We start from the raw sequence: 24,332 nt of genomic DNA on the forward strand, positions 1-24,332 counted from the left end.
TTAGCGCTGCCCGCCTAGATCGAGAGCGGGTTGCCCGTGGCGGCGCTCGACCATCTGGCCGACAGTGTGGCGCCGGGCGATGCGCGCTTCAAATTCCGCCTGATCTCCAAGGAGGCGCTGGAACGACGGCGCAAATCCGCCACTAAGCGGCTGACGAGCGAGGAGGGCGATCGTCTGGCGCGCTTGGTCAAGGTGTTTAGCTTTGCGCTCGACATCTATAAGGTGCCAGAGCGCGCCCGCGTATTTTCTGGGCCGCCCGCGTCCGATGCTGGACGGGAAAGCGCCGCTGGACCTCGCGCTGGCGACCAGTCGGGGCGCGGATCTGGTCATCAATCTGCTCGGCCGCGTCGCTTATGGCAGGGGCCTGTGACAGGGGGGGCGGACCCGCCGGATAGTAACGGCCTATCGCATCGGTGGCGCCGATGGTGTCCACCCGATTTTGGGCGGTGGAATGTGCTGGCCAGCCCGATCATCTACACGTCGGAACATTATTCTACTGCGATGCTGGAAAAGCTGGTTAATGCAAACAGCGTGCTGCCACCCCAGCCAGCATCATGTCCGCATCACCATCGCCAATGTCACCAGCCACGAATTCTTCCAGACTGCTGTGCGTCTGGAATGGGACGGAAAGGATGAACGGCTCTGCAAGGCGTTCGAGCAGGCATGGTATGAGGAACAGCGCAGCGCGATATTATTGGTTCCGTCGATGGTGGCACAGGTGGAGCGGAATATCCTGATCAACCCGGCGCATCCTGATACAACGGGATTAGCCATAAATTGCGGGAGCCGGTTGGTGGGACGAGCGGCTTTATGAGTACGGCGGCTTCGGGTAGAGAGTTCACACAATTGTATCGCCGGAGATTTATGACTCAATTCGTTACCATTGCCGACCTGATGGCGAAATCGGGCGTTGCGTTCGGCACTAGTGGTGCGCGCGGGCTGGTCAGCGCGATGACGGATAGGATCTGCTTCGCTTATACCGCCGCCTTCCTGCAGCATTTGGCCAATATCGGCCAGTTTCCCTCCGGCGCCCATGTGGCGATCGCGGGCGATTTGCGCTCGTCCAGTCCGCGCATCATGGCAGCCTGCGCCGCGGCGGTGCGGCATATGGGGGGAGTGGTCGAATATTGCGGGTTTGTGCCGTCGCCCGCCGTGGCGGCCTATGGATTCGACAGGCGCATCCCGTCGCTGATGGTGACAGGAAGCCACATTCCCGACGATCGCAACGGCATCAAGTTCAACCGCATCGATGGCGAGGTGCTAAAACCTGACGAACTGGCCATCCGGGCGCAGGACGTGGCCCTGCCCGACCTGTTCGACGCGGAGGACATGCTGAACGACGCGGTCCCCGCCGAACCGCTGGTGGATGTCTCTACCGCATATATCTCGCGCTATGTCGATTTCTTTAGAACGCAGGCGCTGGCGGGCCTGAAGCTGGGCGTGTACGAACATTCGGCGGTTGGGCGTGACATATTGGTCGCGCTGGTCGAGGCCTTGGGCGGCACGGCCGTGTCGCTGAGTCGATCCGATCAGTTTATCCCCGTCGATACTGAGGCGGTTCGGGCTGAGGATCAGGTGCTGGCGCGGCAATGGGCGGTGGACCTCAAACTGGATGCGATCTTGTCCACTGACGGGGATAGCGATCGTCCACTGTTGGCCGACGAGCATGGCGTTTGGATGCGTGGCGACGTATTGGGCATTTTGAGCGCGCGCGCGCTCGGCATTGCGGCGATCGCGACGCCGGTTAGCTGCAATAGCGCGGTCGAGCTGTCGGGGCTGTTCAGCGCCGTGCGGCGGACGCGGATCGGGTCGCCCTTCGTGATCGAAGCGATGAATGTGCTGGTGGCTGAAGGGCAGGGAAGCGTGTGCGGCTATGAGGCTAATGGTGGCTTCCTGCTGGCGACACCGGTCCAAGTCAATGCGCGGACATTGGGCGCGCTGCCAACGCGGGACGCGGTGCTGCCGATCCTGTCGGTGCTCGTCGATGCGAAGCGGCGCGGCGCGACACTGTCGGCGCTGCAAGCGCAATTGCCCGAACGCTATACGTTCAGTGAGCGATTGCAGAATTATCCCACGGCACAGAGCCGGGCGCTGATCGCGCATCTGGACGAAGGCGAGGAAGCGGCGATCCTGGCGCGGCTGACGGGCCTGTTTGGCGCATTGGTGGGAGAGGCCGATGGCATCGACCGGACCGACGGGTTGCGCATTCATTTTGCGAGTGGCGACATCATCCACCTGCGGCCGAGCGGCAATGCGCCGGAACTACGTTGCTATACCGAAAGCGAAAGCGTCGAGCGGGCGAAGACGCTCAACGAACAGGCGCTGGCGGTGGTACGGGGTTATCGTATTCCGGCCTGATTACGGAGTCGTGGCGATGTCTGATCTGAGCGCTGGAAGTGAGAAAGCAAGTTAGAGCCGGATTCGGAAGTTTCTCAATCCTGACAGTAGCTTGCGGTTCTGCGTGTGAGCATGCGGATTGAGGCGATGGGGGTCCAAGCTGTTGACGAGGCGATGGATCGCTCCCAGTCTTTCGAGAGCCGACGACAGCGCCCGAGCCAGGCAGAAGTCCGTTTGTCCACCCATCTGCGGGGCAGAAGGTGGAAGCCTTTCGCCTTGTCCGATCGCTTGATGATTTCGATCGTCCATTTGCCCATGCCAACCAAGGCGGATCGCAGCTTGTCGCCAGTGTAGCCGCCGTCCGCAAAGACGTGTCGCAGCCAGGGAAACCGCTTGCGAATGGCTGCCAACACATCGACAGCCCCATCTCGATCCTGAATATCGGCGGCGTGTACGAGAATGACGATGAGGAAGCCACAGGTGTCGGTTGGGATATGTCGCTTCCGGCCTGCCACCTTTTTGCCCGCGTCATAGCGCGGAATTCCGCCACCTTCGGTGGCCTTGACCGACCGATTGGTTGACAATCACTCCGGCGCTGGATGAAGCGTCACGCCCTTCAATCTCCCGCATGTTCATGACCAGCACCGTGTTGATCGCGTCAAACTGACCGGCATCACGCCAGGCATAGAAATAGCGCTGCACCGTTGATACCGGAAGAAAGCACTTCGGCAGAAGCCGCCACGCACACCCGCTTGCCGCGATGTAAAGCATTGCATTCGCATTCAGAACTTCGCGCATGTCGGTAGTCGGGCGTTGGTCACCTCGCCTCACTGGTGGAACAAATGGCGCTGCCGGCGCCCACTCCGTGTCCGTCATATCCGATGGATATCGCAAACCTTCCCGACTATGCTCCCGCCAGGCAAGATCAAGAGGTGGCCTGGCAAAACTGCACATCCGGATAAGTGGATTTTTTTGCCTGACGGCGGCCAGGATGGCCGCGTGACAGGAGTAGAGATGAGCAAACAACTTCGCCGGAATCATGGCCCGGCACTCAAAGGCAAAAGTGGCATTGGCCGCCGTTAAGGGCGAAAAGACGCTGTCTGAACTGGCATAGCAGTTGGACGTTCACCCTAATCAGATCACGCAGTGGCGTGGTCAGCTTCTGGAAGGGGCTGCCGGTGTATTTGGCGGTGAGACGCGGAGCGAGGAGACAGAGCCGACGATTGACGTGAAGACGCTCCACGCCAAGATTGGCGAACTGACGCTGGTGAACGATTTTTTGTCCGGGGCGCTCGGGCAGGCGGGACTGTTGCCGAGCGCAAAGCGATGATCGACCGTTCGCACGCTTTGCCGTTAGAACGGCAGGCCCGGGAGCTGGGGATCAGCCGCCGCAGCATTTATTACCTGCCCAAGCCGGTGTCGGCTACTGATCTGGCCATCATGCGGCCGATCAACGAGCTGCATATGGAGTTCCCATTCGCCGGCAGCCGGATGCTGCGCGATCTTCTCCGGCAGGGGGGCATTGCGATCGGTCGCCAGCATGTCGCCACGCTGATGAAGAAGATGGCGATAGAGGCGATCTACCGCCGCCCGAACACGTCGAAGCCGGCACCGGGACAAAGATTTACCCGGATTTGCCGCGCAAGCTGCCGATCGTGCGCCCTAAGCAGGTCTAGGCGACCGACATCAGCTACATCCCTATGGCGAAGAGGTTCGTCTATCTCGTGACCATCGTCGATTGGACGCCGCGAAAAACCACTGGTCTGTAGCGCGTTGGCGTGATTCTCTGAGCTTGGCAAAGAGCGGAGGCGGTGATGGCGCGGCAAGCAGGGTTCTGGGACTACGAGGAACATCTCGCACGGCTGACGAAGGGCGGGGATCCCCTGGTAACGCTGACTGGGGTGGTCGATTTCGAGCCGTTCCGCTACCGGCTGGAGAAGGCGCTGAAGCGCTCGGATGGGGCGAAGGGCGGCAGACCGCCCTATGATCCCGTTATGATGTTCAAGGTGCTGGTCCTTCAGGCGCTGTATAATCTGTCCGACGATCAGGGAGAGTTCCAGATCCGGGACCGGCTGTCGTTCCTGCGGTTTTTGGGCCTGACGCCCAATGCACCGAGCCCTGATGCCAAGACGATCTGGCTGGTCCGCGAGCACCTGGTGCAAGCTGGACACCCGCAAAAACTCTGGCGGATTTGGTGCATTGATGATTCATTGAGCGGGTAGCCATTGGAGGCGATCTGTGATGGATCCGAAGTCCCTTTTCAGTCTGAACGACCACCTTGAGATGCTGAGCCGTCACGGTGATCCGCTTGAGATGCTGGAACGGACGGTAGATTTTGAGTATTTTCGGGACTGGCTGGTCGAGGGGCTGGGTTATGGCGATGGGGGCAAGGGTGGCCGTCCGCCGTTTGATCCTGTCGCCATGTTCAAGATCCTGATTTTGCAGGCCCAGCACAATCTGTCGGATGCGCGGATGGAGTATATGATCCGCGACCGGCTGAGTTGGATGCGGTTTCTGGGTTTTGCACTCGGCGATCGCACCCCCGACGAAAGCACCATCCGACATTTTCGCAACCGGATGACGGAAACCGGAACGCTCAAACGGGTGATGAAGGCCTTCGACTGGCAACTGCACAAGAAGGGCTACATCCCCATGTCCGGCCAGATCATTGATGCCAGCCTGGTGCCCGCGCCCAAGCAGCGCAATACCGATGATGAGCGGCAGGCCATCAAGGATGGCAAATCGGCACAGGATATCTGGCCCGACGACCCGGCCAAGGCGGCACAGAAGGACACAGATGCGCGCTGGACACTCAAGATCGGCGGGAAGGTCCGCTACAAGGATGGTAAGCCGCTACCGATGATCGCCTTGCCGGTATTCGGCTATAAAAGCCATATCAGCATAGATCGCCGCTATGGGTTCATTCGTGCCGGTGAGGTCACTTCGGCGGCCCATGCCGATGGGCGCATGTTGCGCCATGTGATCGCGGAAAATAGCAGCAGCGAGGTCTGGGCCGACACAGCATACCGCTCCAAGGCCAACGAAACATGGCTGGCTGATCGCATGCTGACCAGTCGCATCCACCGTCGCAAGCCAAAGGGAAAGCCGATGCCCAAGGCCACCGCTCGCGCCAATGCGGCAAAGTCTGCGATCCGGGCCAGGGTCGAGCATGTGTTTGCGCATCAGAAAAACCGGTTCGGGCTGTTCATCCGTACCATCGGCATCAAGCGCGCTGAGGCGAAACTCACTTTGGCCAATCTCGCCTACAACTTCGACCGCCTGATCTTCCACGAACGACGTGCCGTCACAGCATGAGTCTGCCCTGAAACCCGTAGACGCCCGTAAAATGGCCCATCCGATGACCAAAAGGGCCAAGTAAAGCACGCTGCACCTTGGTCATTGCGCCATCAGCGCAACCCTCCCTTCATTTAGCCGGTTTTTGCGGGTGTCCAGCTCGGGCGATCGAGAGGCTGTTCGCGCTGTTCGATGTGCGACTGAAGGCCAGCGGCTATCTGGCGCAGGGCGGTCAGATAATCGATGCGACGGTGATAGCCGCACTGCGCCAGCACCTGACCGACGAGGAGAAGGTCCTGATCAAGGAAGGCAAGGCGGCGGAAGAGATTTGGCCGGACGAATCGGCCAAGGCGAGCCAGAAAGACATCGACGCGCGCTGGACGATGAAGCGCGGCAGCCTCAAGCGCAGCGAAACCGGCGAGGCGCGCGCGGCGGTTCCGGCGCAGATCATGGTGCCGATGTTCGGCTACAAGAACAACGCCGGGATCGACCGCACTTTCGGGTTTATCCGCAAGTGGGTGGTGACCCATGCGGCACGGCATGACAGCGGCGCGTTCGAGGATGTGCTTGACACCGAAAGCATCGCCCGATCGGTCTGGGCCGACCCGGCGTACCGTTCGGCGAAGAACGAGACCGCGATCCGCCGCGCCAGGCTCAGATCGATGATCCATTTCCGCAAGGCCAAGGGCAAGCCGATGGACCAGCGCCGCCAGCGCGCTAATGCCGCCCGCTCGAAAGTGCGCTCGGCGGTCGAGCATGTCTTCGCCACGCAGAAATCACAGATGGCCCGTTTGTGCGCACGATCGGCATCGAGCGCGCCAGGATGAAGATCGGCATGGCAAACCTGGCCTACAACTTCAAACGCCTCGTATGGCACGAAGGGAGAAGTGCGCCCGCATGATGTCGAATACCGCGCTGAAGAGGCCGCAGTCCTTCCAAAATCAACCGGAAATCACGATCCCAGACGACACCGCCACGCCTGCCATCAACGCCAAAGCCCAATCACGCCAAAATCACCCGGTTCTTCGAGGCATCCAATTGATCACGATGCGCTCGGTTTCGATAAAGACCTCCTCCACGATCAGCTGGCGTGGAATAAGCGGCATAATACGCTTGGGCACGGCAATACTGGCTCCCTCTATGGAGCCTCGATGAATCAACCAGATCCATGGTTCGTTCCCGACGCCTGCACCAAAATTGCGGGAGAGCCCACTTTTGCGGAATCTTCGGGACCCGTAGACAGACGGTAGGGGAACGGGTCAAAATCAACCACATCGGCCAATGTCACCAGCGGATCGCCGCCCATGGTCAACCACGCCAGATGTTCCTCGTAGTCCCAGAAACCTGCTTGCCGCGCCATCGATCACCGCCTCCGATCGTCGCTCAGTGAATCACGCCAGCGCGCTGCAGACCAGAGGTTCTTCGAGACCTCCCATTGAATATCTGCGCGATTTCATAGCTGGACACCCGCAAAAACTCTGGCGGATTTGGTGCATTGATGATTCATTGAGCGGGTAGCCATTGGAGGCGATCTCTGATGGATCCGAAGTCCCTTTTCCGTCTGAACGACCACCTTGAGATGCTGCGCCGTCACGGTGATCCGCTTGAGATGCTGGAACGGACGGTAGATTTTGAGTATGTTCGGGACTGGCTGGTCGAGGGGCTGGGTTATGGCGATGGGGGCAAGGGTGGCCGTCCGCCGTTTGATCCTGTCGCCATGCTCAAGAGCCTGATTTTGCAGGCCCAGCTCAATCTGTCGGATGCGCGGATGGAGTATATGCTGTCTCTTATACACATCTCTAAATGAAGGGAGGGTTGCGCTGCTGGCGCAATGACCAAGGTGCCGCGTGCTTTACTTGGCCCTTTTGGTCCTGTCTCTTATACACATCTCTAAATGAAGGGAGGGTTGCGCTGCTGGCGCAATGACCAAGGTGCCGCGTGCTTTACTTGGCCCTTTTGGTCCTGTCTCTTATACACATCTCTAAATGAAGGGAGGGTTGCGCTGCTGGCGCAATGACCAAGGTGCCGCGTGCTTTACTTGGCCCTTTTGGTCCTGTCTCTTATACACATCTCTAAATGAAGGGAGGGTTGCGCTGCTGGCGCAATGACCAAGGTGCCGCGTGCTTTACTTGGCCCTTTTGGTCCTGTCTCTTATACACATCTCTAAATGAAGGGAGGGTTGCGCTGCTGGCGCAATGACCAAGGTGCCGCGTGCTTTACTTGGCCCTTTTGGTCCTGTCTCTTATACACATCTCTAAATGAAGGGAGGGTTGCGCTGCTGGCGCAATGACCAAGGTGCCGCGTGCTTTACTTGGCCCTTTTGGTCCTGTCTCTTATACACATCTCTAAATGAAGGGAGGGTTGCGCTGCTGGCGCAATGACCAAGGTGCCGCGTGCTTTACTTGGCCCTTTTGGTCCTGTCTCTTATACACATCTCTAAATGAAGGGAGGGTTGCGCTGCTGGCGCAATGACCAAGGTGCCGCGTGCTTTACTTGGCCCTTTTGGTCCTGTCTCTTATACACATCTAGATGTGTATAAGAGACAGGAGTTTTTGCGGGTGTCCAGCTCTATGTCCACCCGCGCACAGGTCTCTAACATAGAATCGGTTAGATGCTCAAGACTGGCCGGCATCATGTCGCAGGCCGGTCTTGAGCATTTTTCAAATAAACTGGCTGAGACGGGTTTTCTCGTAAGTGCGCCAGCTAGACTCGCCCATACCCGCTTCCCGCTCAAAAAACCGCGTTTTATCAATCTGTTGCAGGAACAACTCGAAGTAACCTGGCCAATTTTTTGCACTGGGGAACAGTCGATTGGCAGATTCCCCTCTGATTCCGCGTCGCATGAAGCGGCGGAACACCACCTCGGACTCCAGACCTGCTACATGTGCTAATGACGCAAAGGAATTACTTCCATGTAAGCGATAATGATAAAGCGGCTCCAAAACCACTTCAGGTTCCGTATAGAAACAGGATTGTAAAATGAAATCCCAATCATGACAATATTTGAGAGGCAGAAATGGCCCGACTTTGTCGTATAGAGCACGAGAAAACAGAAGGTTTCCAGTTGACGTAGCAACGTTCGATCGTAGTAGAGAAAAAGATACTGTGGGGTCTCTTGCTATCTCCATCCTCTGCCGTAACGGGAAAAGAAGAAAATTATGGGGATATTCATCACCACCGCTATCGGCATCTTCTTCCTCATTGGAAAACACGTTCACGAGCGAGAAAGCAATTTCAGATCCCGCATCGGTCATCGCCGACATCAAGCGCTCAATGCGCGTGGCGGCATATAAATCGTCAGAATTTATTACGGCTATATACATCCCGCTTGATAGGGTTATGCCGTGATTGATTGACGCATGCGCACCTTTGTTTTGCGTATTTTGCCTTAAAATAACGTTGTTAAACCGCTTTGAAAATCCGGTTTTTAAAATTGACGACACGATATTCATCGTATTGTCGTTTGATAAATCATCAATAACGATCAGTTCTATATTCCTATAGCTCTGATCATAAATCGACTGCAAGCACTCCAGTATAAATGGGGCATGACAATAGCTTGGTACTATGACGCTAACAAGCGGATCATTGTTCATCTTCTCATCCGATCATGAGAGTGATATCGGTCTTGGCGGCTACAGCGGTATCCAACGAGTTAGTGTCGGCAACTAGCAATTCCAAAGCATAGCGGCCTGGAGGCACTTCGGTGATATCGCTGGTTATGTTGAAGCCGCACCAATAATTCGAATGACCGGACACTTCCGGAGTCAAGTCATCACGAATGTTGCGATCATGGATAGTGGCAATCAGACGCATTTCAACTCCACCGACTTCTTGTTCGGGACGAAGGCTGAGAAAGAATGGTACAGATTGCCACAACCGCATATGCGGCATGTTGACCCAGCCTTGAACGACCAAGCCCTGATGACGCCCGACGACCAATAACGAAACGCCGTTTGGCGACCGTCCATTGATTCTATCGACAAATGCGCGATTTTCCATCTTGGGCCGCTGTACTTTCAGCCAAGTGGGGTCGCATCGAACAAAATGCGACGTCCAATTGATCTGCCATCCATAGCGTCCATATGCCTCTCGAAGGCCTTTATTGAGCAGTTTATTGGCGCTGATCAGCCGTTCGGCATATGCTTTAGCATTGGCGTCGAGGTCAGGGGCGGTCGCGATCTGAGCCATCGCCCGGCTTGGAGATGATAATGCGTTGCGCACGGCCTGCAAGTTGGCATGGCCGCTTTTACGGTCCGGCTCGAGATGGGCACCTTCAGCCCATTCATTCCAAGCGTTGATGAAGATGATACGCTCACCTTCCGCTAGGTGGCGCCGACTATGGTCAATGATGTGCGCCAGCCAAGTTTCAAAAACACGTGGCGATGATCCGTGGAACACGTTTGCGTTGACTCCCTTTCGACTGGTATTGTCCCAACTAGGCATGGCGCAACGGAACCGGCGATGCGTCGCTGCCGGCCGAGCAATTTCTGCTCTTACGATCTCGTCATAACTATAGACGTTCCCGGTAAATTCCGGATTGATATTCTCGACCTCGGCGACATGGTTGCCGCCAATCAGACCGTGCGGCGGGAACTGACTGCTGCTGTCGCAGCCATAATGGTAAGGCTGATCGAGGCCGAAGCTTTCCACCATCGACACATGGAGGTCTGGGAAGCCTTCCGCCTTTACGATCTCGCGCCATCGTTTAATCGTTTCGGCGGGATCACTCAGCAGCGAAACGCGATAGATCTGAAGTAGCGGCGCTCCGTTGATTTTAATGTAACGATCGGACTTGAAATATTTAAGGCAGGACTTGATGAAATTGACGTCATCCTCCTGCTTGTGGCTCTGCCCGATTAGGACATCATTTTCCGAGCCATCCCAGCGGCGTGACCAGTTTTCATTCGCCCAGCAGAGACAGAAATCCATGTCATAGTTGCGTTCCAGATGTCGGTCGATCGGCAAAGTCATCAACGTCTTGCCGGAAAACCAATAATAATAATAACAGAAACCTGTCAAACCATAGCTTTTTGCCAAGTCGATCTGTTGTTCCTGAACGCTTTCCAGCCTTAGATCATAATATCCCAGATCTGCCGGATAATGGGGTTGGTAGTGACCTTCAAACAACGGTTTAGCCGTTACGACATTTGTCCATTCTGTAAACCCTTCGCCCCACCATTCGTTATTTTCCGCAAATGGGTGAAACTGAGGGAGATAATAAGCAACTACACGGACATCATCTACCGACGACGTTGGAATTTTACCGTAATTCAACAGTTCGTCCCGCAATGTGATGTAATTATTGCGGACGGCTTCGCCGACGATGCGGTCATAGGCATGACCGAGACTTTCTACATCAAGTTCGGTAGATTTCAGTTTGGCGACGAGCGGAAGCGTAAAATCGGTTCCCTTTACTCGCACTTTCACAACGTCAGCGAACAGCAGTTGCTTTGGGGACAACTCTTTGATGTGAGTCAATAATCCGGCGGCGTTATCCGAAGATGCGTCTTCCAAGGATAGCCGATACCCGGATCGAGTCGGAAATCCCAGCATCTGATCCACATCGGGCCGCTCTTGGGTCGGCGTTATTTGTGAAATCACCTCACCAAATAGGGTTAGCTCCAGTTCTACAGCACGGAGTGGATTATCAAGATCAAGCACCCATCCACTGATCGAGAAACCTTCGATTACGTCGACCCACCCTTGTAAACTTGACGCAGAATTATCACCAATTTTTTCAAGACTGCCCTCGTTCGAACTGCCCTCGCTCGACGGGCCAACTTCGGGTTTCATTCTGCCTCCTAGTCTATGCTATAAAATTCATTAAATATAATATAAATGATGACCGCAGTAAGTAATTAAACTTACCCGACAGCAGTAGGAATTCGCCGAGACCATAACATCTACATTCCAAACGCTACAGAGAGTCATACCTCGCTACCGCATCATGAACGTCATCAAACAAAATTGCTTGTCCATCGTGAATGATGACAGCTTTATTACAAAAGCTTTTGATAAACTCTGGACTATGCGATGCCACCAACATGGCCCGATCCTGCCGTTTTTCGAACATTTCCGCTTGGCATTTCCGCTGGAAACTTTGATCACCGACTAGAATGATTTCATCTATGAGATAGCAATCAAACTCAATAGCAAGAGATAACGCAAACGCCAGACGCGCACGCATGCCGGACGAATAGGTCTTCACAGGCATGTTTAACTGCCTGCCCAATTCGGTGAAATCCTCTACGAATTTGCGTATATCCGCGTAGCTGCGCCCATATATACGCGCTATGAAACGGGCATTGTCATATCCGGTCAGGCTACCCTGAAAACCACCAGCGAAGCCCAGCGGCCATGAAACCGTCATCGATCGGGTAATTTTCCCCGCGGTCGGCATTTCCACGCCACCGATCAACTTGATCAATGTGCTCTTACCCGCTCCGTTACGACCCAGCAAGCCGACGCGATCACCTTGACGGATAACGAGGTCAATCCCATTCAGCACCTGCTTTTTTCGGCCGCCATGGGAATAGGACTTCCAGATATCCCGGCAAACAATCATTCGACGTTCAGCTTTCTGCGCACACGGCGGCAAAGAATAAGCCCGACCATGCCGCAAAGCACTGAACAGATGATGGGGTTCCAGACGTCATAATAGGCTGTCACCTGTTCGCCCCATATGCCCTTACGCATCATCTCCATACCGTTCACAAATGGCGAGAACAGCATAAATTCCCGAGCACTTGGCGTGAGCCAGGACACCATAAAAAACAAGCCCGAAAACGGGATCATGACATACGTCGCTACCGGAATGAATTTTTCCATCGCTTCCGACATTTCTGATAAGGGCGCCATGAGCAGACAAAGGGCAAAGCAAAACATTGTGTAGAGCAACCAACCCGCGATCAACAGGCCGATATCTGATGGGATTGGGAATTGATCGAAGGCTATCAGCACCACCGCCATGAAAAGATAGGCCATCATACCGCCCAGAAATTCGATAATGAATCTGGCCAGAATGAAATCAACGACCTTGATCTGCCTATGATAAAGAAGGCTTTGATTAGCAGTGAAGGCCGCCACGCTACGACCAAGACAGTGACGAAACAAAGTGATGGGAATGTAGCCGGTCGCAACGAAAGCGATGATATTCATCCCGTGATCGGTGGGACCTTTGGCGAAATGCCAGACCAGACCCACGAGCCCCGCAAACAGGAGCGGCTCCGCCATGATCCATAGAAAGCCGATATTCTCGCGCCCGAAACGGGTGATGAGTTCTCGTATCATCAGCGCATGAATCACCCGGGTTTGCAAACCCCAGCTTTTCCGCAGTCTGCTAAAGCTATTTGAGATCATCATTCTTCCGGAGCATGTTCGAGAATGCCAACCGTGAACATCCAGGCAATGAAATAGAGACATAGCGCGGCGGCGAACACCACCAATATGTTGATGGCGCGCTTTGGCAGCAAGGGTGTGTCAGGCGTGTTCGGATCCACGACGCGCTCGAGATAGAATTGTTGACGCTGCGCATCGGCGCGCGCTTGAACCAAAGCCGTATTGGCTACGTTCAGGTTCTGTGTCGCGAATTCCTGCTCCACTAGAAGGTTTTCATACCCGCCCATTTTGGAAGCAATTCCGTTGCCGGTCCCCACAACCCGGCTATCTTGCGAAGCAATTTGCGCTGAAACGGCGCTTACGCGGCTACGCAGCGCGGGAATGGAAGGATTGCCTGGGGTCAGGCGCTGCATCAAATCCAACTGCGCTTGTAGAACAGCGCGTTCAGCGATCAAGGTATTGGAAATTTCCAATACGCCGACGGCTTGTTTGGTGGGATCGATCAGTGCCTGGGTGTTCCGATAATTCGACAGCGCTACCCGGGCGTTGCGAACGCGCTGCGTTGCCAGTTCGGTTTGCTTCTGCGCTTCCAAAATAGCCTTACCCTGCGCGCGCCCGTTTAATCTGTTGACGAGCTTTTCGCTAAGATTGAGCAACTCCCGATTTATGATGTAGGCGTCTTGAGAGCTAAATGCTTTGACCTTAATGATTGCTGTGTTGGTTTCCATGTCCATACGCGCATCGACCATCTTGCCATAATATTTGAAGAGGCTTTCAAAGCTGTTGTCGGAAAATGGCTGAGGGAAGCGTGACAGGATATCGGCTTGCGCATTTGCGAATTTGTCACGCACAGCGACATCGCTTTGCAAAGCCTTTAAGGCATCACGGGACCGGACATAGGTCAAAACTTCATTGGCCTGCTCCTGCCCTCCAGACAGACCTGTGGTCTGCACTAAGTTGGCCAGCGTCGACACCTGGGAGCGCTTCTGATCAGGGCTTTTGATAACGAAGCGAGATTCCGACACATATATATCAGAGGCGATGAACCCGTAATATATTGCCGCCAGGAACGTGGGCAATGCTACCATCAGCAGGAACCAGCGCCGTTTTCCTAGCCACTGAACAACGGCGGATCGAGAGGCCGGTGCTTCGGCTTCAACGGGGAACGAAGTATTGACGTTCATAAATATATGCAGCACCTTAACGAAACTGAGCGGTCTTGGGGTAGGCGAACCCGGCGCAAGGCGCAAGGCTCACATATTCTTTATGTGGCAAGTGCGAGAGGACTATTGTCCAATCTTTCGTCCTGGTGCTAAGGCGGGGTGCCAATCGCCTCAGCCTTTCGAGACCATAGTTTGATGCAACTTAAAAATAGTATATGTTTGGCGTTCATGGCTGGGCTTGCGGGATGCGCGACTCTGCCGTCAAGCGGCCCTACCGGCAAGCAAATAGAGCAGTCTGCTGCTGCACCGAAGGACGGATCGGCATCGATTCAGCTGGTGCAAATCCATGCCATGACGGATTTGCCGACCCCTTCGACAAATGTATCCCCTACAGACCTACTGTCTAGGCATGCAGACACCCCTACCGATATGGTAGGTCCTAGCGACATTCTCGACATTAGCATTTACGAAGCTGGTGTCACTTTGTTTGCCAGCAGCGGCATTGCTTCACAAGCAAGCCAAATGAGCACGCCCGGTGTTCAGGTCCAGAAGCTTCCGCCTACCCGTGTGGATGATATGGGCGACATAACCATCCCTTATGTCGGATCCCTGCATGTTGCCGGTTTGACTACCAGCGGGGTCGAAACAGTTATCAGAAAATCCCTAACGCGTTTGTCGCAAAATCCCCAAGTCATCGTAACTTTAAGCCAGACCATCACCAATTCGATCATCATCGGCGGTGAAGTGTCAAGGCCGGGACGGCTGGTACTTCAGACGAACAAGGAAAGCCTTTCCGACGTCATCGCCTTAGCGGGCGGCTATCGAGGCAGTTCCAAGGACTTGATGGCGCGCATCATGCGCGGCGCTTCGAGTGCCGACGTTAGAATAAACGATATTATTGAAGATCCAGCGCTCGACATACGAATTCATCCTGGTGACCGGCTCATGCTGGTAGATGATCCGCGGACCTATTCGATCCTGGGCGCGTCGGGGCGGGTCGAACAGGTCCCATTCAGGCGGTCTTCGGTCTCGCTTGCCGAAGCGGTTGCCACAGCTGGCGGTACCAATCCCAATCTGGGAGATCCTGCGGCCATCTTCTTGTTTCGCTACGTAAAGAATGCCAAGGGCCAAGAAACCCCCCAGGTGTATCATCTCAACATGATGCAGACCGGCTCCTATTTCCTGGCGCAGAAATTCGTAATGCAGGACAAAGATGTCCTCTATTTCGGCAACGCGGCGGCCAATCAGCCCAGCAAGCTAGTTCAACTCATTAGCCAGCTCTTTTCGCCGATCCTGACTGTCACAAGCGCGGTGTCGGTGATCCAGAACAGTAATAACTGATCGACGCTAGGTCGCGCTTTTCGGGAGAATATATGGAAGTTCAGACCTTCGACATTGCGGGCGTCACGCTTTTGATCCCCCGCCATATCGGTGACGAGCGCGGCTATTTCGCGGAAACCTTTCGCGCCGATCTGTTCGCTAAGCATATCGGCAATTACAGCTTCGTGCAGGACAATGAATCCCGCAGCGCGAAGGTCGGCACCATTCGCGGCCTGCATTTCCAGAGCGACCCTCATGCTCAGGGCAAGCTTGTCCGCTGCACCGCAGGCGCTTTGTTCGACGTCGCCGTCGATATTCGCGCCGGATCGCCCACCTATGGCCAATGGGTCGGCGAAACGCTCACCCCTGACAATGGCAAGCAGCTCTGGGTGCCGCCGGGCTTCGCCCACGGCTTCTGCTCGCTCAAGCCGGATACCGTCATCTGCTACAAGGTGACGGGCGGCTATTACAGCGTCGAATGCGACAAGGGCCTCGCCTGGGACGACCCGGCGGTCGGCATCGTCTGGCCCGACATCGCCGACGCCGAAACCTTGTCCGCGAAGGACCGCAAGCAGCCCCTGCTCGCCGACCTTCCTGCCTATTTCAGCTGGAGCAACTAATCCATGCGTGTCATCGTCACCGGCGGCGCCGGCTTTATCGGCTCTGCCCTCGTCCGTTATCTGGTGCTGCAAAAGGGCTATGACGTCCTCACCATCGACGCGCTGACCTATGCGGGATGCGAAGCGTCGCTCAAGGAAGTGGAAGGCAAGAACAGCCACCAGTTCCTGCATGCCAATATCTGCGATCGCGCGGCAATGGACGCAGCGATCACCGGGTTCCAGCCCGACCGCATCATGCATCTCGCCGCCGAAAGCCATGTCGATCGTTCGATCACCGGTGCGGCCGATTTCATCCAGACCAATGTCGTAGGCAGCTTCACCCTGCTGGAAGCCGCCCGCGCCTACTGGAACGGCCTCGAAGGCGCCGCGAAAGACGCCTTCCGCTTCCTCCATGTGTCGACCGACGAAGTCTATGGCTCGCTGGGCGACGAAGGGCTGTTCGAGGAAACGACGCCCTACGATCCCTCCTCGCCCTATTCGGCGTCGAAGGCTGCGTCCGATCATCTCGCCAAGGCGTGGCACCGCACCTATGGGATGCCGATCGTGGTGTCGAACTGCTCGAACAATTACGGGCCGTACCACTTTCCCGAAAAGCTCATTCCGCTCACCATCCTCAACGCGCTCGAAGGGCGCAAGCTGCCGGTCTATGGCAAGGGCGAGAATATCCGCGACTGGCTCTATGTCGACGATCATGCCCGCGCGCTCGACATCATCGTCGAAAAGGGCGAGCCGGGCGAAACCTATAATGTCGGCGGCCGCAACGAGCGCAAGAATATCGATGTGGTCAAGCGCATCTGCGCGGTGCTCGACGAACTGCGCCCCACGGATAAGCCCCGTGTCGATCTCATTGAATATGTGACCGATCGCCCCGGCCATGACGCTCGCTACGCGATTGACGCGACCAAGCTGGAGAATGAATTGGGCTGGCGCGCGCAGGAGAATTTCGACAGCGGCATCGAAAAGACGGTGCGCTGGTATCTCGACAATGAATGGTGGTGGCGCCCGCTGCGCGACGCCTATGACGGCCAGCGCCTGGGTCTTGAGAAAGCGAAGGCGTGAGGATCGCCGTCACCGGGACGGCAGGCCAGGTCGTCACCAGCCTGATTGAACGCGGCGCGGCGCAGGGGCATGAGGTGATTGCCATCGGCCGCCCCGACCTCGACCTCGCCGATCCCGCCTCGATCGCCCGTGCACTGGAAGCGGCGAAGCCCGACGCGATCGTCTCGGCCGCCGCCTATACCGCGGTCGACAAGGCGGAGAGCGAGAGCGATCTGGCCCACGCCGTCAACGGCGCGGGCGCGGGCGCGGTGGCGCAGGCGGCCAAGGCGCTGGGTGTTCCGCTCATCCATATCTCGACCGACTATGTGTTCGACGGGACGCTGGACCGCCCCTATGTCGAAAGCGACCCCACTGGTCCCACCGGCGTCTATGGCGCGTCGAAGCTGGCGGGCGAGCAGGCGGTGCTTTCGGCCTACCCGGAAAACAGCGCGGTGCTGCGTGTCGCCTGGGTCTACAGCCCGTTCGGCGGCAATTTCGTCAAGACGATGCTGCGGCTTGCGGGTGACCGCGATGATCTCGGCGGCGTGGGCGATCAGGTCGGCAATCCGACCAGTGCGCTGGCGATCGCGGATGGCATCATTCAGGTGGCTACCAATATGGTAGCCGATAGCTATCCCGAGCAACGCGGCGTCTTTCACATGACGGCGCAGGGTGAAGGCAGCTGGGCCGATTTTGCCGAAGCGATCTTCGCGGCATCGGCGGCACGCGGTGGTCCGTCGGCATCGGTGCGGCATATCGGCACGGCCGACTATCCGACGCCCGCCACCCGGCCCGCCAATTCGCGGCTCGACTGCGCCCGGATCGCGAAAGTGCATGGCGTGACGCTACCCGACTGGCGCGTCTCGCTCGACGAAGTGATGGACCGGCTGCAACCGGCGACCAACTGAATTATCTGGGGAATTTAGAGCTATGAAGGGTATCATTCTTGCAGGAGGCAGCGGCACGCGCCTCTATCCCATGACGCTGTCGACGTCGAAGCAACTCATGCCGGTCTATGACAAGCCGATGATCTATTATCCGCTCAGCACGCTGATGCTGGCGGGTATCCGCGAAGTGCTGATCATCTCGACACCGCGCGACCTGCCCGCCTTCCAGTCGCTGCTGGGCGACGGGTCGGCCTGGGGCATGACCCTGGAATATGCCGTACAGCCCAGCCCTGACGGTCTGGCCCAGGCCTATATCATCGGCGCCGATTTCGTCGCAGGCCAGCAGTCGGCGCTGATTTTGGGCGACAATATCTATCATGGCCACGGCCTGCCCGAAATCCTCGCCAGCGCTTCGTCGCGCAAGGAAGGCGCCAGCGTCTTCGCCTATCATGTCAACGATCCCGAACGCTATGGCGTGGTGAGCTTTGACGCGAACATGAAGGCCGAAACCATCGAGGAAAAGCCGGAAAGCCCCAAATCCAACTGGGCGGTCACGGGCCTTTATTTCTATGACGAGCAAGTCGTCGATATCGCCGCCAACATGAAGCCTTCGGCGCGCGGCGAGCTGGAGATCACCGACGTCAACCGCGTCTATCTCGAACGCGGCGACCTGCATGTCGAAATCATGGGCCGCGGCTATGCCTGGCTCGACACCGGCACGCCCGACAGCCTGCTTGATGCGGCCGAGTTCGTCCGCGTCCTCGAGAAGCGTCAGGGCTTCAAGATCGCCGCGCCCGAGGAAATCGCCTACCGCCAGGGCTTCATCGACGCCAACGGCCTTGAACAGGCGATCGGCAAGCTCGGCAAGTCCGACTATGGCCGCTATCTGCGCGGCGTCCTGACGGAAAGCTGACCTGACGACTTGCCCCCTGCCCCATAGCGATCAATAGTGACGATATGCTAATGCAGAAGCTCTTTCCCCATTATGTCGAAAAAACCATAGGCCGAACCGACCTCCCGCCGATCTTCGCGGCTGCGGGTGTCGGTCGCCAGATTGGCGAAGTCTGGTTCGAAAGCGCAGCTGGACACCCGCAAAAACCGGCTAAATGAAGGGAGGGTTGCGCTGATGGCGCAATGACCAAGGTGCAGCGTGCTTTACTTGGCCCTTTTGGTCATCGGATGGGCCATTTTACGGGCGTCTACGGGTTTCAGGGCAGACTCATGCTGTGACGGCACGTCGTTCGTGGAAGATCAGGCGGTCGAAGTTGTAGGCGAGATTGGCCAAAGTGAGTTTCGCCTCAGCGCGCTTGATGCCGATGGTACGGATGAACAGCCCGAACCGGTTTTTCTGATGCGCAAACACATGCTCGACCCTGGCCCGGATCGCAGACTTTGCCGCATTGGCGCGAGCGGTGGCCTTGGGCATCGGCTTTCCCTTTGGCTTGCGACGGTGGATGCGACTGGTCAGCATGCGATCAGCCAGCCATGTTTCGTTGGCCTTGGAGCGGTATGCTGTGTCGGCCCAGACCTCGCTGCTGCTATTTTCCGCGATCACATGGCGCAACATGCGCCCATCGGCATGGGCCGCCGAAGTGACCTCACCGGCACGAATGAACCCATAGCGGCGATCTATGCTGATATGGCTTTTATAGCCGAATACCGGCAAGGCGATCATCGGTAGCGGCTTACCATCCTTGTAGCGGACCTTCCCGCCGATCTTGAGTGTCCAGCGCGCATCTGTGTCCTTCTGTGCCGCCTTGGCCGGGTCGTCGGGCCAGATATCCTGTGCCGATTTGCCATCCTTGATGGCCTGCCGCTCATCATCGGTATTGCGCTGCTTGGGCGCGGGCACCAGGCTGGCATCAATGATCTGGCCGGACATGGGGATGTAGCCCTTCTTGTGCAGTTGCCAGTCGAAGGCCTTCATCACCCGTTTGAGCGTTCCGGTTTCCGTCATCCGGTTGCGAAAATGTCGGATGGTGCTTTCGTCGGGGGTGCGATCGCCGAGTGCAAAACCCAGAAACCGCATCCAACTCAGCCGGTCGCGGATCATATACTCCATCCGCGCATCCGACAGATTGTGCTGGGCCTGCAAAATCAGGATCTTGAACATGGCGACAGGATCAAACGGCGGACGGCCACCCTTGCCCCCATCGCCATAACCCAGCCCCTCGACCAGCCAGTCCCGAAAATACTCAAAATCTACCGTCCGTTCCAGCATCTCAAGCGGATCACCGTGACGGCTCAGCATCTCAAGGTGGTCGTTCAGACTGAAAAGGGACTTCGGATCCATCACAGATCGCCTCCAATGGCTACCCGCTCAATGAATCATCAATGCACCAAATCCGCCAGAGTTTTTGCGGGTGTCCAGCTGCATTGCCTGGGCAAGCCGACGGACCCCGGACGTAGCGGAGGGACAGCCGGCTGTTCATGGAGGCAGTGCTGTGTATTGTCCGGACCGGCAGTCCGTGACGCGATCTACCTGCGATGTTCGGTAACTGGAGTACGGCCTATCGCCGGTTCAGGGATTGACGCGAAGCCGATGTTTTCAATCGGATTTTCGATGCCTAGTCAGAGCAACCGGACATGGAATACGCCATGGTCGATGCCACCATCGTTAAGGTTCACTGGCACGCCCAAGGCGCAAAAGGGAGACTCAGAGCCAGGCCATTGACCGCTCAAAAGGCGGCATTACGACCAAGATTCTGGTGCTGACCGATGCCTCCGGCAATCCTGTGCGCTTCGTCCTGCTGCCGAGAAACGCTACGACACCATTGGCGTCGCACCGCTATTAGATGGCATCGACTTCGATGCCCTGCTCGGAGACAAGGCCTTTGACGCCAACTGGATCGTCGAGGAACTCGACCAGCGCGGGGCCAAGGTCCTCATCTCGCAACGGCGAAAAGGCCTCAGCTCGCTCACCCTCGACGAAGAGATGTACAAATGGCGACATCTCGGCGAAAACGTCTCCTGCAAACTCAAAGAGTTCAATCGCATCGCAATGCGCGCATGGAAACCGATCAGAGCTCCGGGGCGATAATCTATCTCGCTGCCGCAGTCATCAACTCACGGTGAATCCCCACAACGCCTAAAAGCGTTTCGGAAAGTGAGGCCCTTCCTAAAGCCCCCTTCTGATCGACTAGTGAATTGCCGGGTCGAGCTAAAGTCTGCCTTAAGGGGCTTTAGGTCGAAGCGGTCAGACAGCCAACGGTCCATTTTCTTTCGATCTGCGACGCCGGTCAGGCAACCAGTGAATGTCCGCGCCTTACGATAGCCGCTATTCGAACTATCGCTCTGGAACGGCAGGTTTGTCCCCAGATCGGCGTCCCAAGCCTCGCCGATCCTGGTTGAGACTCAACATCGCCGATTTCGCTCAAGCAGCTTTTCAAGACTGGCTACCGGAATGAGCGTCGACGACCCGATCTTCACGATGTCGATGGCGCCTTCCTGAATGAGTTCGTAAAGCTTGGACCGACCGATACCGGTCATCTTTACGGCCACCGGGATGCGCACACTCAGGGGGGCTGGGATGCAGCTTTGCGGGTCCGATTGCGCCGGTTCGCTTTCCGATGGCATGGGCCTGTTGCGCGTAATGCGTGGCATGAACGAATTCCTTTCAAAGAGGGAAAATGGCGAAAGTCACGCGGGGTTGGCAGGCCGGAACGGGCCGTTGGGTCGGCTCTGCTGACGGATCGATCCGCCCGCACCGCTACGCGGTCCGATCAGGCCCTTGCGGGCGGAGGGTAATGGCGCCTCGGACTCTTCTGATGCGACCCCTGCGACCTCCACTGCCGTCGCTTCGGCAAGCTTTACGGATCGCTTGAACCCCTTCGGCTTCTTGGCGGGCCGATCATCGATCGCGGGATAGGGGGCCGGATCAAGCCTGATGGGTGGTTCTGTGCGATCGATATAGGCCGGTTCCCTGACCTTGCCCGGGTGATAGCGGTCGGTGAACCGGATCACCGGCAGGTCACGCCCGAAGCGCAGATAGCCGGTCAGGTTGGGCAGGTTCACGATCTCGGTCGGCAGCACCAGCGGCCGCGTCACCTGCACCCGCGAAAGGTTCACCCCGTCGCGCATGTCGTTGACGCCATAGGACATGCCCTCATTTGCTTCGACCTGCTCTACCTGTCCCAGATTGTCCGATATGTGGCGGGCGGTGGGAGTGTCGTTGGCCCGCAGCGCGATCCAGGTCGAACAATAGCCGGTCAGCGCCGCCGCCTCCTGCCGACCATAGGTTGCTTCAAGCTGCGGATAGGACTGGAACCCCAAGATGCCGCAGCCGCCATATTTTCGCGCCCGCGCGAGAAAGTCGGACAGGGACGGCAGGCGCTGCAAGGAGGGCAGTTCGTCGATGACGCAATAAAGCCGTCGCTGCTGGTCCGGCGCCATGCTCATGATCGCGTTGATGGCGATATCCAGCCACATGGTGATGAGCGGGCGGAGGGTCGGAAGCTGGTCGGCCTTCACCGTGATGAAGAGCCACCCATCATCATCCTCGTTGGTCACCCAATCCCGGATCGAGAGACCCGCGACGGTGTCGTCCAGGTAGCGGAACCCGCGGAGGACGGAGGCCAGTTCGGCCTGGATGCCCGCCGATGTGCGCTCTCCCTCGGGAGAGACGAAGGCCGCGCCATCGGTGTTCTCAACGAACTGGGCAAGGATCTTGAGGCCCGACCGTGTGATGATGTCGAGCAGAGCAGAAATGCGCAACCGATCCTGATGAACAAGGGTACGCATGACCGCGACCAAGGTCCCCCGCGCCGATTTTGCCCAAAAAGGATCCTTGCCGCTATCGGGGACAACCGATTCCGCGATCTGGTCATAATGATAGTCTTGCGGGGTATCGAGCCAGGGGGACCATTGCGCCGATCGGATGTCGAATGGGTTGAGGATGATATCCTTGTTCGGTCGATAGAAGCGCTCGACGAAACTGCCGGCGGTGTCGTAGACGATCGCCCGCCTGCCATCCTTCCGGATGCCTTCAAGCATGACATGAAGGACGTTGGTCTTGCCTGTTCCGGGGGCGCCGCTTAGCAGGATATGCTCAGGTTCATAGGCAGCGGGAATCTGGATACCGCCCACCTTCAGACTTCCCTTGGGTAATTTCCTCAGGCGCCGCCGCAACTGCCTGACGGTCGCGAAGCTCGCCCCGCGCAGGAACTGGTTGGAGCCGAGCCCTCGCCCCGAGACGGTGAAATAATACCAGGCCAGGAATAGCATCGCGAGGACGAAGACCGCCGTGCAACCGCCAACCAGTTTCAGACCATATGTGAGTTCATCGATGGTGGTGTTGGCGATCCCGGAGGCAAGCAACGCATCGGCCCTGGTCCAGTAGCGCGGACCGCCAGGCGCGGTGAACAATATGGGGCTGGACGGACTGCCCACCACATAGAGCTGGATCCATGCCTCCAGCATCTTGCCCAGCACCGCCCGCGTGGAGGCGTGGAGCGTTTCATAGGTGAACCACACCGTCAGGATGATCCACAGCACCAGACCGGTAAGCACGGTCTGTTTGAAGACCTGCGTGGTCATGCGGACATTGTGAACGGTGGCCTGGCCACCTCGGGTCCAGGACCCCAGAGTGTCGTTGCGGAAGATGCTCATTGTGCCCCCGCTTCACTATCGACGAGGGCCGGGCGCATTCCCGAAAGCGTCTCGGAAAGGGGATCGATCAGTCCCCTGTCGCGAAGCATGGACCGCGAAGCAGCAACGGCCCGTTCCAGAATGGCGGGAGATTGCTCGGCCGCCATTTCGGCCAGCAGGGCATAGGTCTGGATCGCGACACCGAGAATTTCATCCTGCCCGGTATACGCATATCGGCCACCGGGAAACGCAAGATCCTCGATCGCAGGTCGAAGGAATTCGGAGATGGACAGGTGGGCACCGGCTGCGCGAATTTTGACGCGACGGTGCAATTCCTCATCGAGGCGTATGGTAATAATGGGCATTTGACGATCCTTAGATGGAAGGTCTGCCCGCCATGGATCGATATATCATCAGGTGGACCGGCATGTATAGACGGAGATCGCAAAAACGGAGCGTCTCCGCGTATTTTATCTTTCGATGTTACTCTTGCAACACACGCCGATCCCCCATCTATTTCGAGCTGCGGAAAATACATGTATTCGTTATGTCGATTACATGTATTCATCTCAAAAACCCTATATTCTGCGGATGTTTGCAGGCTATCTGCTGGACGGTATCGAATACATGTAGGCAGATTTAGTGATCGGGTACTTACGTGTATTTCGGCTTAAACTATTGAAAATTAGTGCAAATTCCTCGCAGCACCCGTGCGTACGGTGCATTACAAATTACGCCTTCGGGCG

General features: G+C 57.0%; 22 protein-coding genes and 4 pseudogenes. 15 read left to right on the forward strand and 11 right to left on the reverse strand.

The window, feature by feature from the left end:
* Positions 1-66: 66 nt before the first annotated feature.
* From FE851_RS27180 to FE851_RS14395, 4 genes and pseudogenes are all read left to right on the forward strand, one after another.
* A pseudogene (locus tag FE851_RS27180) lies at positions 67-201 on the forward strand (antitoxin); the annotation flags it as partial.
* Positions 202-265: 64 nt separating this feature from the next.
* The gene (locus FE851_RS26820; RefSeq protein WP_261370945.1) at positions 266-370 is read left to right on the forward strand and encodes an MbcA/ParS/Xre antitoxin family protein; all 105 of its coding nucleotides are present in this window, start codon (positions 266-268) and stop codon (positions 368-370) included.
* 150 nt (positions 371-520) lie between these two features.
* A complete protein-coding gene (locus FE851_RS14390; RefSeq protein ID WP_145203437.1) occupies positions 521-814 on the forward strand; it encodes an RES domain-containing protein in 294 nt (97 codons plus the stop codon).
* 50 nt (positions 815-864) lie between these two features.
* Entirely contained in the window at positions 865-2,358 is a 1,494-nt protein-coding gene (locus tag FE851_RS14395; RefSeq protein ID WP_145203440.1) for a phosphomannomutase, read from the forward strand.
* A 74-nt stretch (positions 2,359-2,432) separates the two neighbouring features.
* On the opposite strand, the pseudogene FE851_RS14400 reads toward FE851_RS14395, so the two are convergent.
* A pseudogene (locus FE851_RS14400) lies at positions 2,433-3,291 on the reverse strand (IS5 family transposase).
* A gap of 60 nt (positions 3,292-3,351) precedes the next feature.
* On the opposite strand from FE851_RS14400, the pseudogene FE851_RS26825 reads away from it, so the two are divergent.
* From FE851_RS26825 to FE851_RS14425, 4 genes and pseudogenes are all read left to right on the forward strand, one after another.
* Positions 3,352-4,091, forward strand: a pseudogene (locus tag FE851_RS26825) (IS3 family transposase); the annotation flags it as partial.
* 60 nt (positions 4,092-4,151) lie between these two features.
* On the forward strand, positions 4,152-4,559 hold the full coding sequence (locus FE851_RS14415) for a transposase (RefSeq protein ID WP_145203449.1): 408 nt from the start codon (positions 4,152-4,154) through the stop codon (positions 4,557-4,559).
* Between the two features lie 19 nt (positions 4,560-4,578).
* Positions 4,579-5,652, forward strand: coding sequence for an IS5 family transposase (locus FE851_RS14420; protein ID WP_107125142.1), 1,074 nt, complete (start codon positions 4,579-4,581; stop codon positions 5,650-5,652).
* 173 nt (positions 5,653-5,825) lie between these two features.
* Positions 5,826-6,458: a transposase gene (locus tag FE851_RS14425; protein WP_145203451.1), complete on the forward strand. Its 633-nt coding sequence runs from the start codon at positions 5,826-5,828 to the stop codon at positions 6,456-6,458.
* Positions 6,459-6,787: 329 nt separating this feature from the next.
* Here FE851_RS14425 and FE851_RS14435 read toward each other — a convergent pair whose 3' ends face one another.
* Positions 6,788-6,991, reverse strand: a complete 204-nt coding sequence (locus FE851_RS14435) for a hypothetical protein (protein WP_145203454.1) — start codon at positions 6,989-6,991, stop codon at positions 6,788-6,790.
* 177 nt (positions 6,992-7,168) lie between these two features.
* On the opposite strand from FE851_RS14435, the gene FE851_RS14440 reads away from it, so the two are divergent.
* Positions 7,169-7,438 carry a transposase gene (locus tag FE851_RS14440; protein WP_222422943.1) on the forward strand — a complete coding sequence of 90 codons (270 nt, stop codon included), beginning with the start codon at positions 7,169-7,171 and terminating at the stop codon, positions 7,436-7,438.
* A gap of 853 nt (positions 7,439-8,291) precedes the next feature.
* Here the strand turns inward: FE851_RS14440 and FE851_RS14445 are convergent.
* From FE851_RS14445 to FE851_RS14465, 5 genes are all read right to left on the reverse strand, one after another.
* Positions 8,292-9,227 (reverse strand): glycosyltransferase family 2 protein, encoded by a 936-nt coding sequence (locus tag FE851_RS14445; protein WP_145203457.1) that lies wholly within the window; start codon positions 9,225-9,227, stop codon positions 8,292-8,294.
* A gap of 4 nt (positions 9,228-9,231) precedes the next feature.
* Positions 9,232-11,427, reverse strand: a complete 2,196-nt coding sequence (locus FE851_RS14450; protein WP_145203460.1) for a glycoside hydrolase family 99-like domain-containing protein — start codon at positions 11,425-11,427, stop codon at positions 9,232-9,234.
* A 124-nt stretch (positions 11,428-11,551) separates the two neighbouring features.
* The gene (locus tag FE851_RS14455; protein ID WP_145203463.1) at positions 11,552-12,199 is read right to left on the reverse strand and encodes an ABC transporter ATP-binding protein; all 648 of its coding nucleotides are present in this window, start codon (positions 12,197-12,199) and stop codon (positions 11,552-11,554) included.
* On the reverse strand, positions 12,196-12,993 hold the full coding sequence (locus FE851_RS14460) for an ABC transporter permease (protein WP_145204446.1): 798 nt from the start codon (positions 12,991-12,993) through the stop codon (positions 12,196-12,198). The genes FE851_RS14455 and FE851_RS14460 overlap by 4 nt, the downstream gene beginning before the upstream one ends.
* Positions 12,993-14,156, reverse strand: coding sequence for a capsule biosynthesis protein (locus tag FE851_RS14465; protein ID WP_145203466.1), 1,164 nt, complete (start codon positions 14,154-14,156; stop codon positions 12,993-12,995). Before FE851_RS14465 ends, FE851_RS14460 begins: the two co-directional genes overlap by 1 nt.
* A 207-nt stretch (positions 14,157-14,363) precedes the next feature.
* On the opposite strand from FE851_RS14465, the gene FE851_RS14470 reads away from it, so the two are divergent.
* From FE851_RS14470 to rfbA, 5 genes are read left to right on the forward strand one after another with little or no spacing between them, the layout of a single operon-like run.
* Positions 14,364-15,476 (forward strand): polysaccharide biosynthesis/export family protein, encoded by a 1,113-nt coding sequence (locus tag FE851_RS14470; RefSeq protein ID WP_261370947.1) that lies wholly within the window; start codon positions 14,364-14,366, stop codon positions 15,474-15,476.
* A 32-nt stretch (positions 15,477-15,508) separates the two neighbouring features.
* Positions 15,509-16,075 (forward strand): dTDP-4-dehydrorhamnose 3,5-epimerase, encoded by a 567-nt coding sequence (rfbC, locus tag FE851_RS14475; RefSeq protein ID WP_145203469.1) that lies wholly within the window; start codon positions 15,509-15,511, stop codon positions 16,073-16,075.
* A gap of 3 nt (positions 16,076-16,078) precedes the next feature.
* Positions 16,079-17,134, forward strand: coding sequence for a dTDP-glucose 4,6-dehydratase (gene rfbB, locus FE851_RS14480; protein WP_019054745.1), 1,056 nt, complete (start codon positions 16,079-16,081; stop codon positions 17,132-17,134).
* A complete protein-coding gene (gene rfbD / locus FE851_RS14485) occupies positions 17,131-18,021 on the forward strand; it encodes a dTDP-4-dehydrorhamnose reductase (protein WP_145203472.1) in 891 nt (296 codons plus the stop codon). The genes rfbB and rfbD overlap by 4 nt, the downstream gene beginning before the upstream one ends.
* 22 nt (positions 18,022-18,043) lie before the next feature.
* Entirely contained in the window at positions 18,044-18,913 is an 870-nt protein-coding gene (gene rfbA, locus FE851_RS14490) for a glucose-1-phosphate thymidylyltransferase RfbA (RefSeq protein WP_145203475.1), read from the forward strand.
* Between the two features lie 306 nt (positions 18,914-19,219).
* On the opposite strand, the gene FE851_RS14500 is transcribed toward rfbA, so the two are convergent.
* Entirely contained in the window at positions 19,220-20,293 is a 1,074-nt protein-coding gene (locus tag FE851_RS14500) for an IS5 family transposase (protein ID WP_107125142.1), read from the reverse strand.
* A gap of 30 nt (positions 20,294-20,323) precedes the next feature.
* On the opposite strand from FE851_RS14500, the pseudogene FE851_RS27305 reads away from it, so the two are divergent.
* Positions 20,324-21,075 (forward strand): annotated as a pseudogene (locus FE851_RS27305) (IS5 family transposase).
* 279 nt (positions 21,076-21,354) lie between these two features.
* Here FE851_RS27305 and FE851_RS14510 read toward each other — a convergent pair.
* The 3 genes from FE851_RS14510 to FE851_RS14520 are packed head-to-tail and all read right to left on the reverse strand — an operon-like array spanning position 21,355 to position 23,951.
* Positions 21,355-21,603 carry a helix-turn-helix domain-containing protein gene (locus FE851_RS14510; protein ID WP_315850613.1) on the reverse strand — a complete coding sequence of 83 codons (249 nt, stop codon included), beginning with the start codon at positions 21,601-21,603 and terminating at the stop codon, positions 21,355-21,357.
* Positions 21,604-21,639: 36 nt separating this feature from the next.
* Positions 21,640-23,607 (reverse strand): type IV secretion system DNA-binding domain-containing protein, encoded by a 1,968-nt coding sequence (locus FE851_RS14515; protein ID WP_145203478.1) that lies wholly within the window; start codon positions 23,605-23,607, stop codon positions 21,640-21,642.
* The gene (locus tag FE851_RS14520) at positions 23,604-23,951 is read right to left on the reverse strand and encodes a ribbon-helix-helix protein, CopG family (RefSeq protein ID WP_145203481.1); all 348 of its coding nucleotides are present in this window, start codon (positions 23,949-23,951) and stop codon (positions 23,604-23,606) included. Before FE851_RS14520 ends, FE851_RS14515 begins: the two co-directional genes overlap by 4 nt.
* Between the last annotated feature and the right edge of the window lie 381 nt (positions 23,952-24,332).

Source organism: Sphingobium sp. B2, from assembly GCF_007693735.1.
Taxonomy (GTDB): domain Bacteria; phylum Pseudomonadota; class Alphaproteobacteria; order Sphingomonadales; family Sphingomonadaceae; genus Sphingobium; species Sphingobium xenophagum.

Excerpts from the sequence above, each read along its gene's own strand:
- FE851_RS14510 (WP_315850613.1), bottom strand. The coding sequence starts at position 21,603 with ATGCCACGCATTACGCGCAACAGGCCCATGCCATCGGAAAGCGAACCG.
- rfbA (WP_145203475.1), top strand. The coding sequence starts at position 18,044 with ATGAAGGGTATCATTCTTGCAGGAGGCAGCGGCACGCGCCTCTATCCC.
- rfbB (WP_019054745.1), top strand. The coding sequence starts at position 16,079 with ATGCGTGTCATCGTCACCGGCGGCGCCGGCTTTATCGGCTCTGCCCTC.
- FE851_RS14445 (WP_145203457.1), bottom strand. The coding sequence starts at position 9,227 with ATGAACAATGATCCGCTTGTTAGCGTCATAGTACCAAGCTATTGTCAT.
- FE851_RS14415 (WP_145203449.1), top strand. The coding sequence starts at position 4,152 with ATGGCGCGGCAAGCAGGGTTCTGGGACTACGAGGAACATCTCGCACGG.
- FE851_RS14450 (WP_145203460.1), bottom strand. The coding sequence starts at position 11,427 with ATGAAACCCGAAGTTGGCCCGTCGAGCGAGGGCAGTTCGAACGAGGGC.
- FE851_RS14520 (WP_145203481.1), bottom strand. The coding sequence starts at position 23,951 with ATGCCCATTATTACCATACGCCTCGATGAGGAATTGCACCGTCGCGTC.
- FE851_RS14465 (WP_145203466.1), bottom strand. The coding sequence starts at position 14,156 with ATGAACGTCAATACTTCGTTCCCCGTTGAAGCCGAAGCACCGGCCTCT.
- FE851_RS14455 (WP_145203463.1), bottom strand. The coding sequence starts at position 12,199 with ATGATTGTTTGCCGGGATATCTGGAAGTCCTATTCCCATGGCGGCCGA.
- FE851_RS14440 (WP_222422943.1), top strand. The coding sequence starts at position 7,169 with ATGGATCCGAAGTCCCTTTTCCGTCTGAACGACCACCTTGAGATGCTG.
- FE851_RS26820 (WP_261370945.1), top strand. The coding sequence starts at position 266 with ATGCTGGACGGGAAAGCGCCGCTGGACCTCGCGCTGGCGACCAGTCGG.
- FE851_RS14515 (WP_145203478.1), bottom strand. The coding sequence starts at position 23,607 with ATGAGCATCTTCCGCAACGACACTCTGGGGTCCTGGACCCGAGGTGGC.
- FE851_RS14470 (WP_261370947.1), top strand. The coding sequence starts at position 14,364 with ATGGCTGGGCTTGCGGGATGCGCGACTCTGCCGTCAAGCGGCCCTACC.
- FE851_RS14390 (WP_145203437.1), top strand. The coding sequence starts at position 521 with ATGCAAACAGCGTGCTGCCACCCCAGCCAGCATCATGTCCGCATCACC.
- FE851_RS14500 (WP_107125142.1), bottom strand. The coding sequence starts at position 20,293 with ATGGATCCGAAGTCCCTTTTCAGTCTGAACGACCACCTTGAGATGCTG.
- FE851_RS14395 (WP_145203440.1), top strand. The coding sequence starts at position 865 with ATGACTCAATTCGTTACCATTGCCGACCTGATGGCGAAATCGGGCGTT.
- FE851_RS14460 (WP_145204446.1), bottom strand. The coding sequence starts at position 12,993 with ATGATCTCAAATAGCTTTAGCAGACTGCGGAAAAGCTGGGGTTTGCAA.
- FE851_RS14420 (WP_107125142.1), top strand. The coding sequence starts at position 4,579 with ATGGATCCGAAGTCCCTTTTCAGTCTGAACGACCACCTTGAGATGCTG.
- FE851_RS14435 (WP_145203454.1), bottom strand. The coding sequence starts at position 6,991 with ATGGCGCGGCAAGCAGGTTTCTGGGACTACGAGGAACATCTGGCGTGG.
- rfbC (WP_145203469.1), top strand. The coding sequence starts at position 15,509 with ATGGAAGTTCAGACCTTCGACATTGCGGGCGTCACGCTTTTGATCCCC.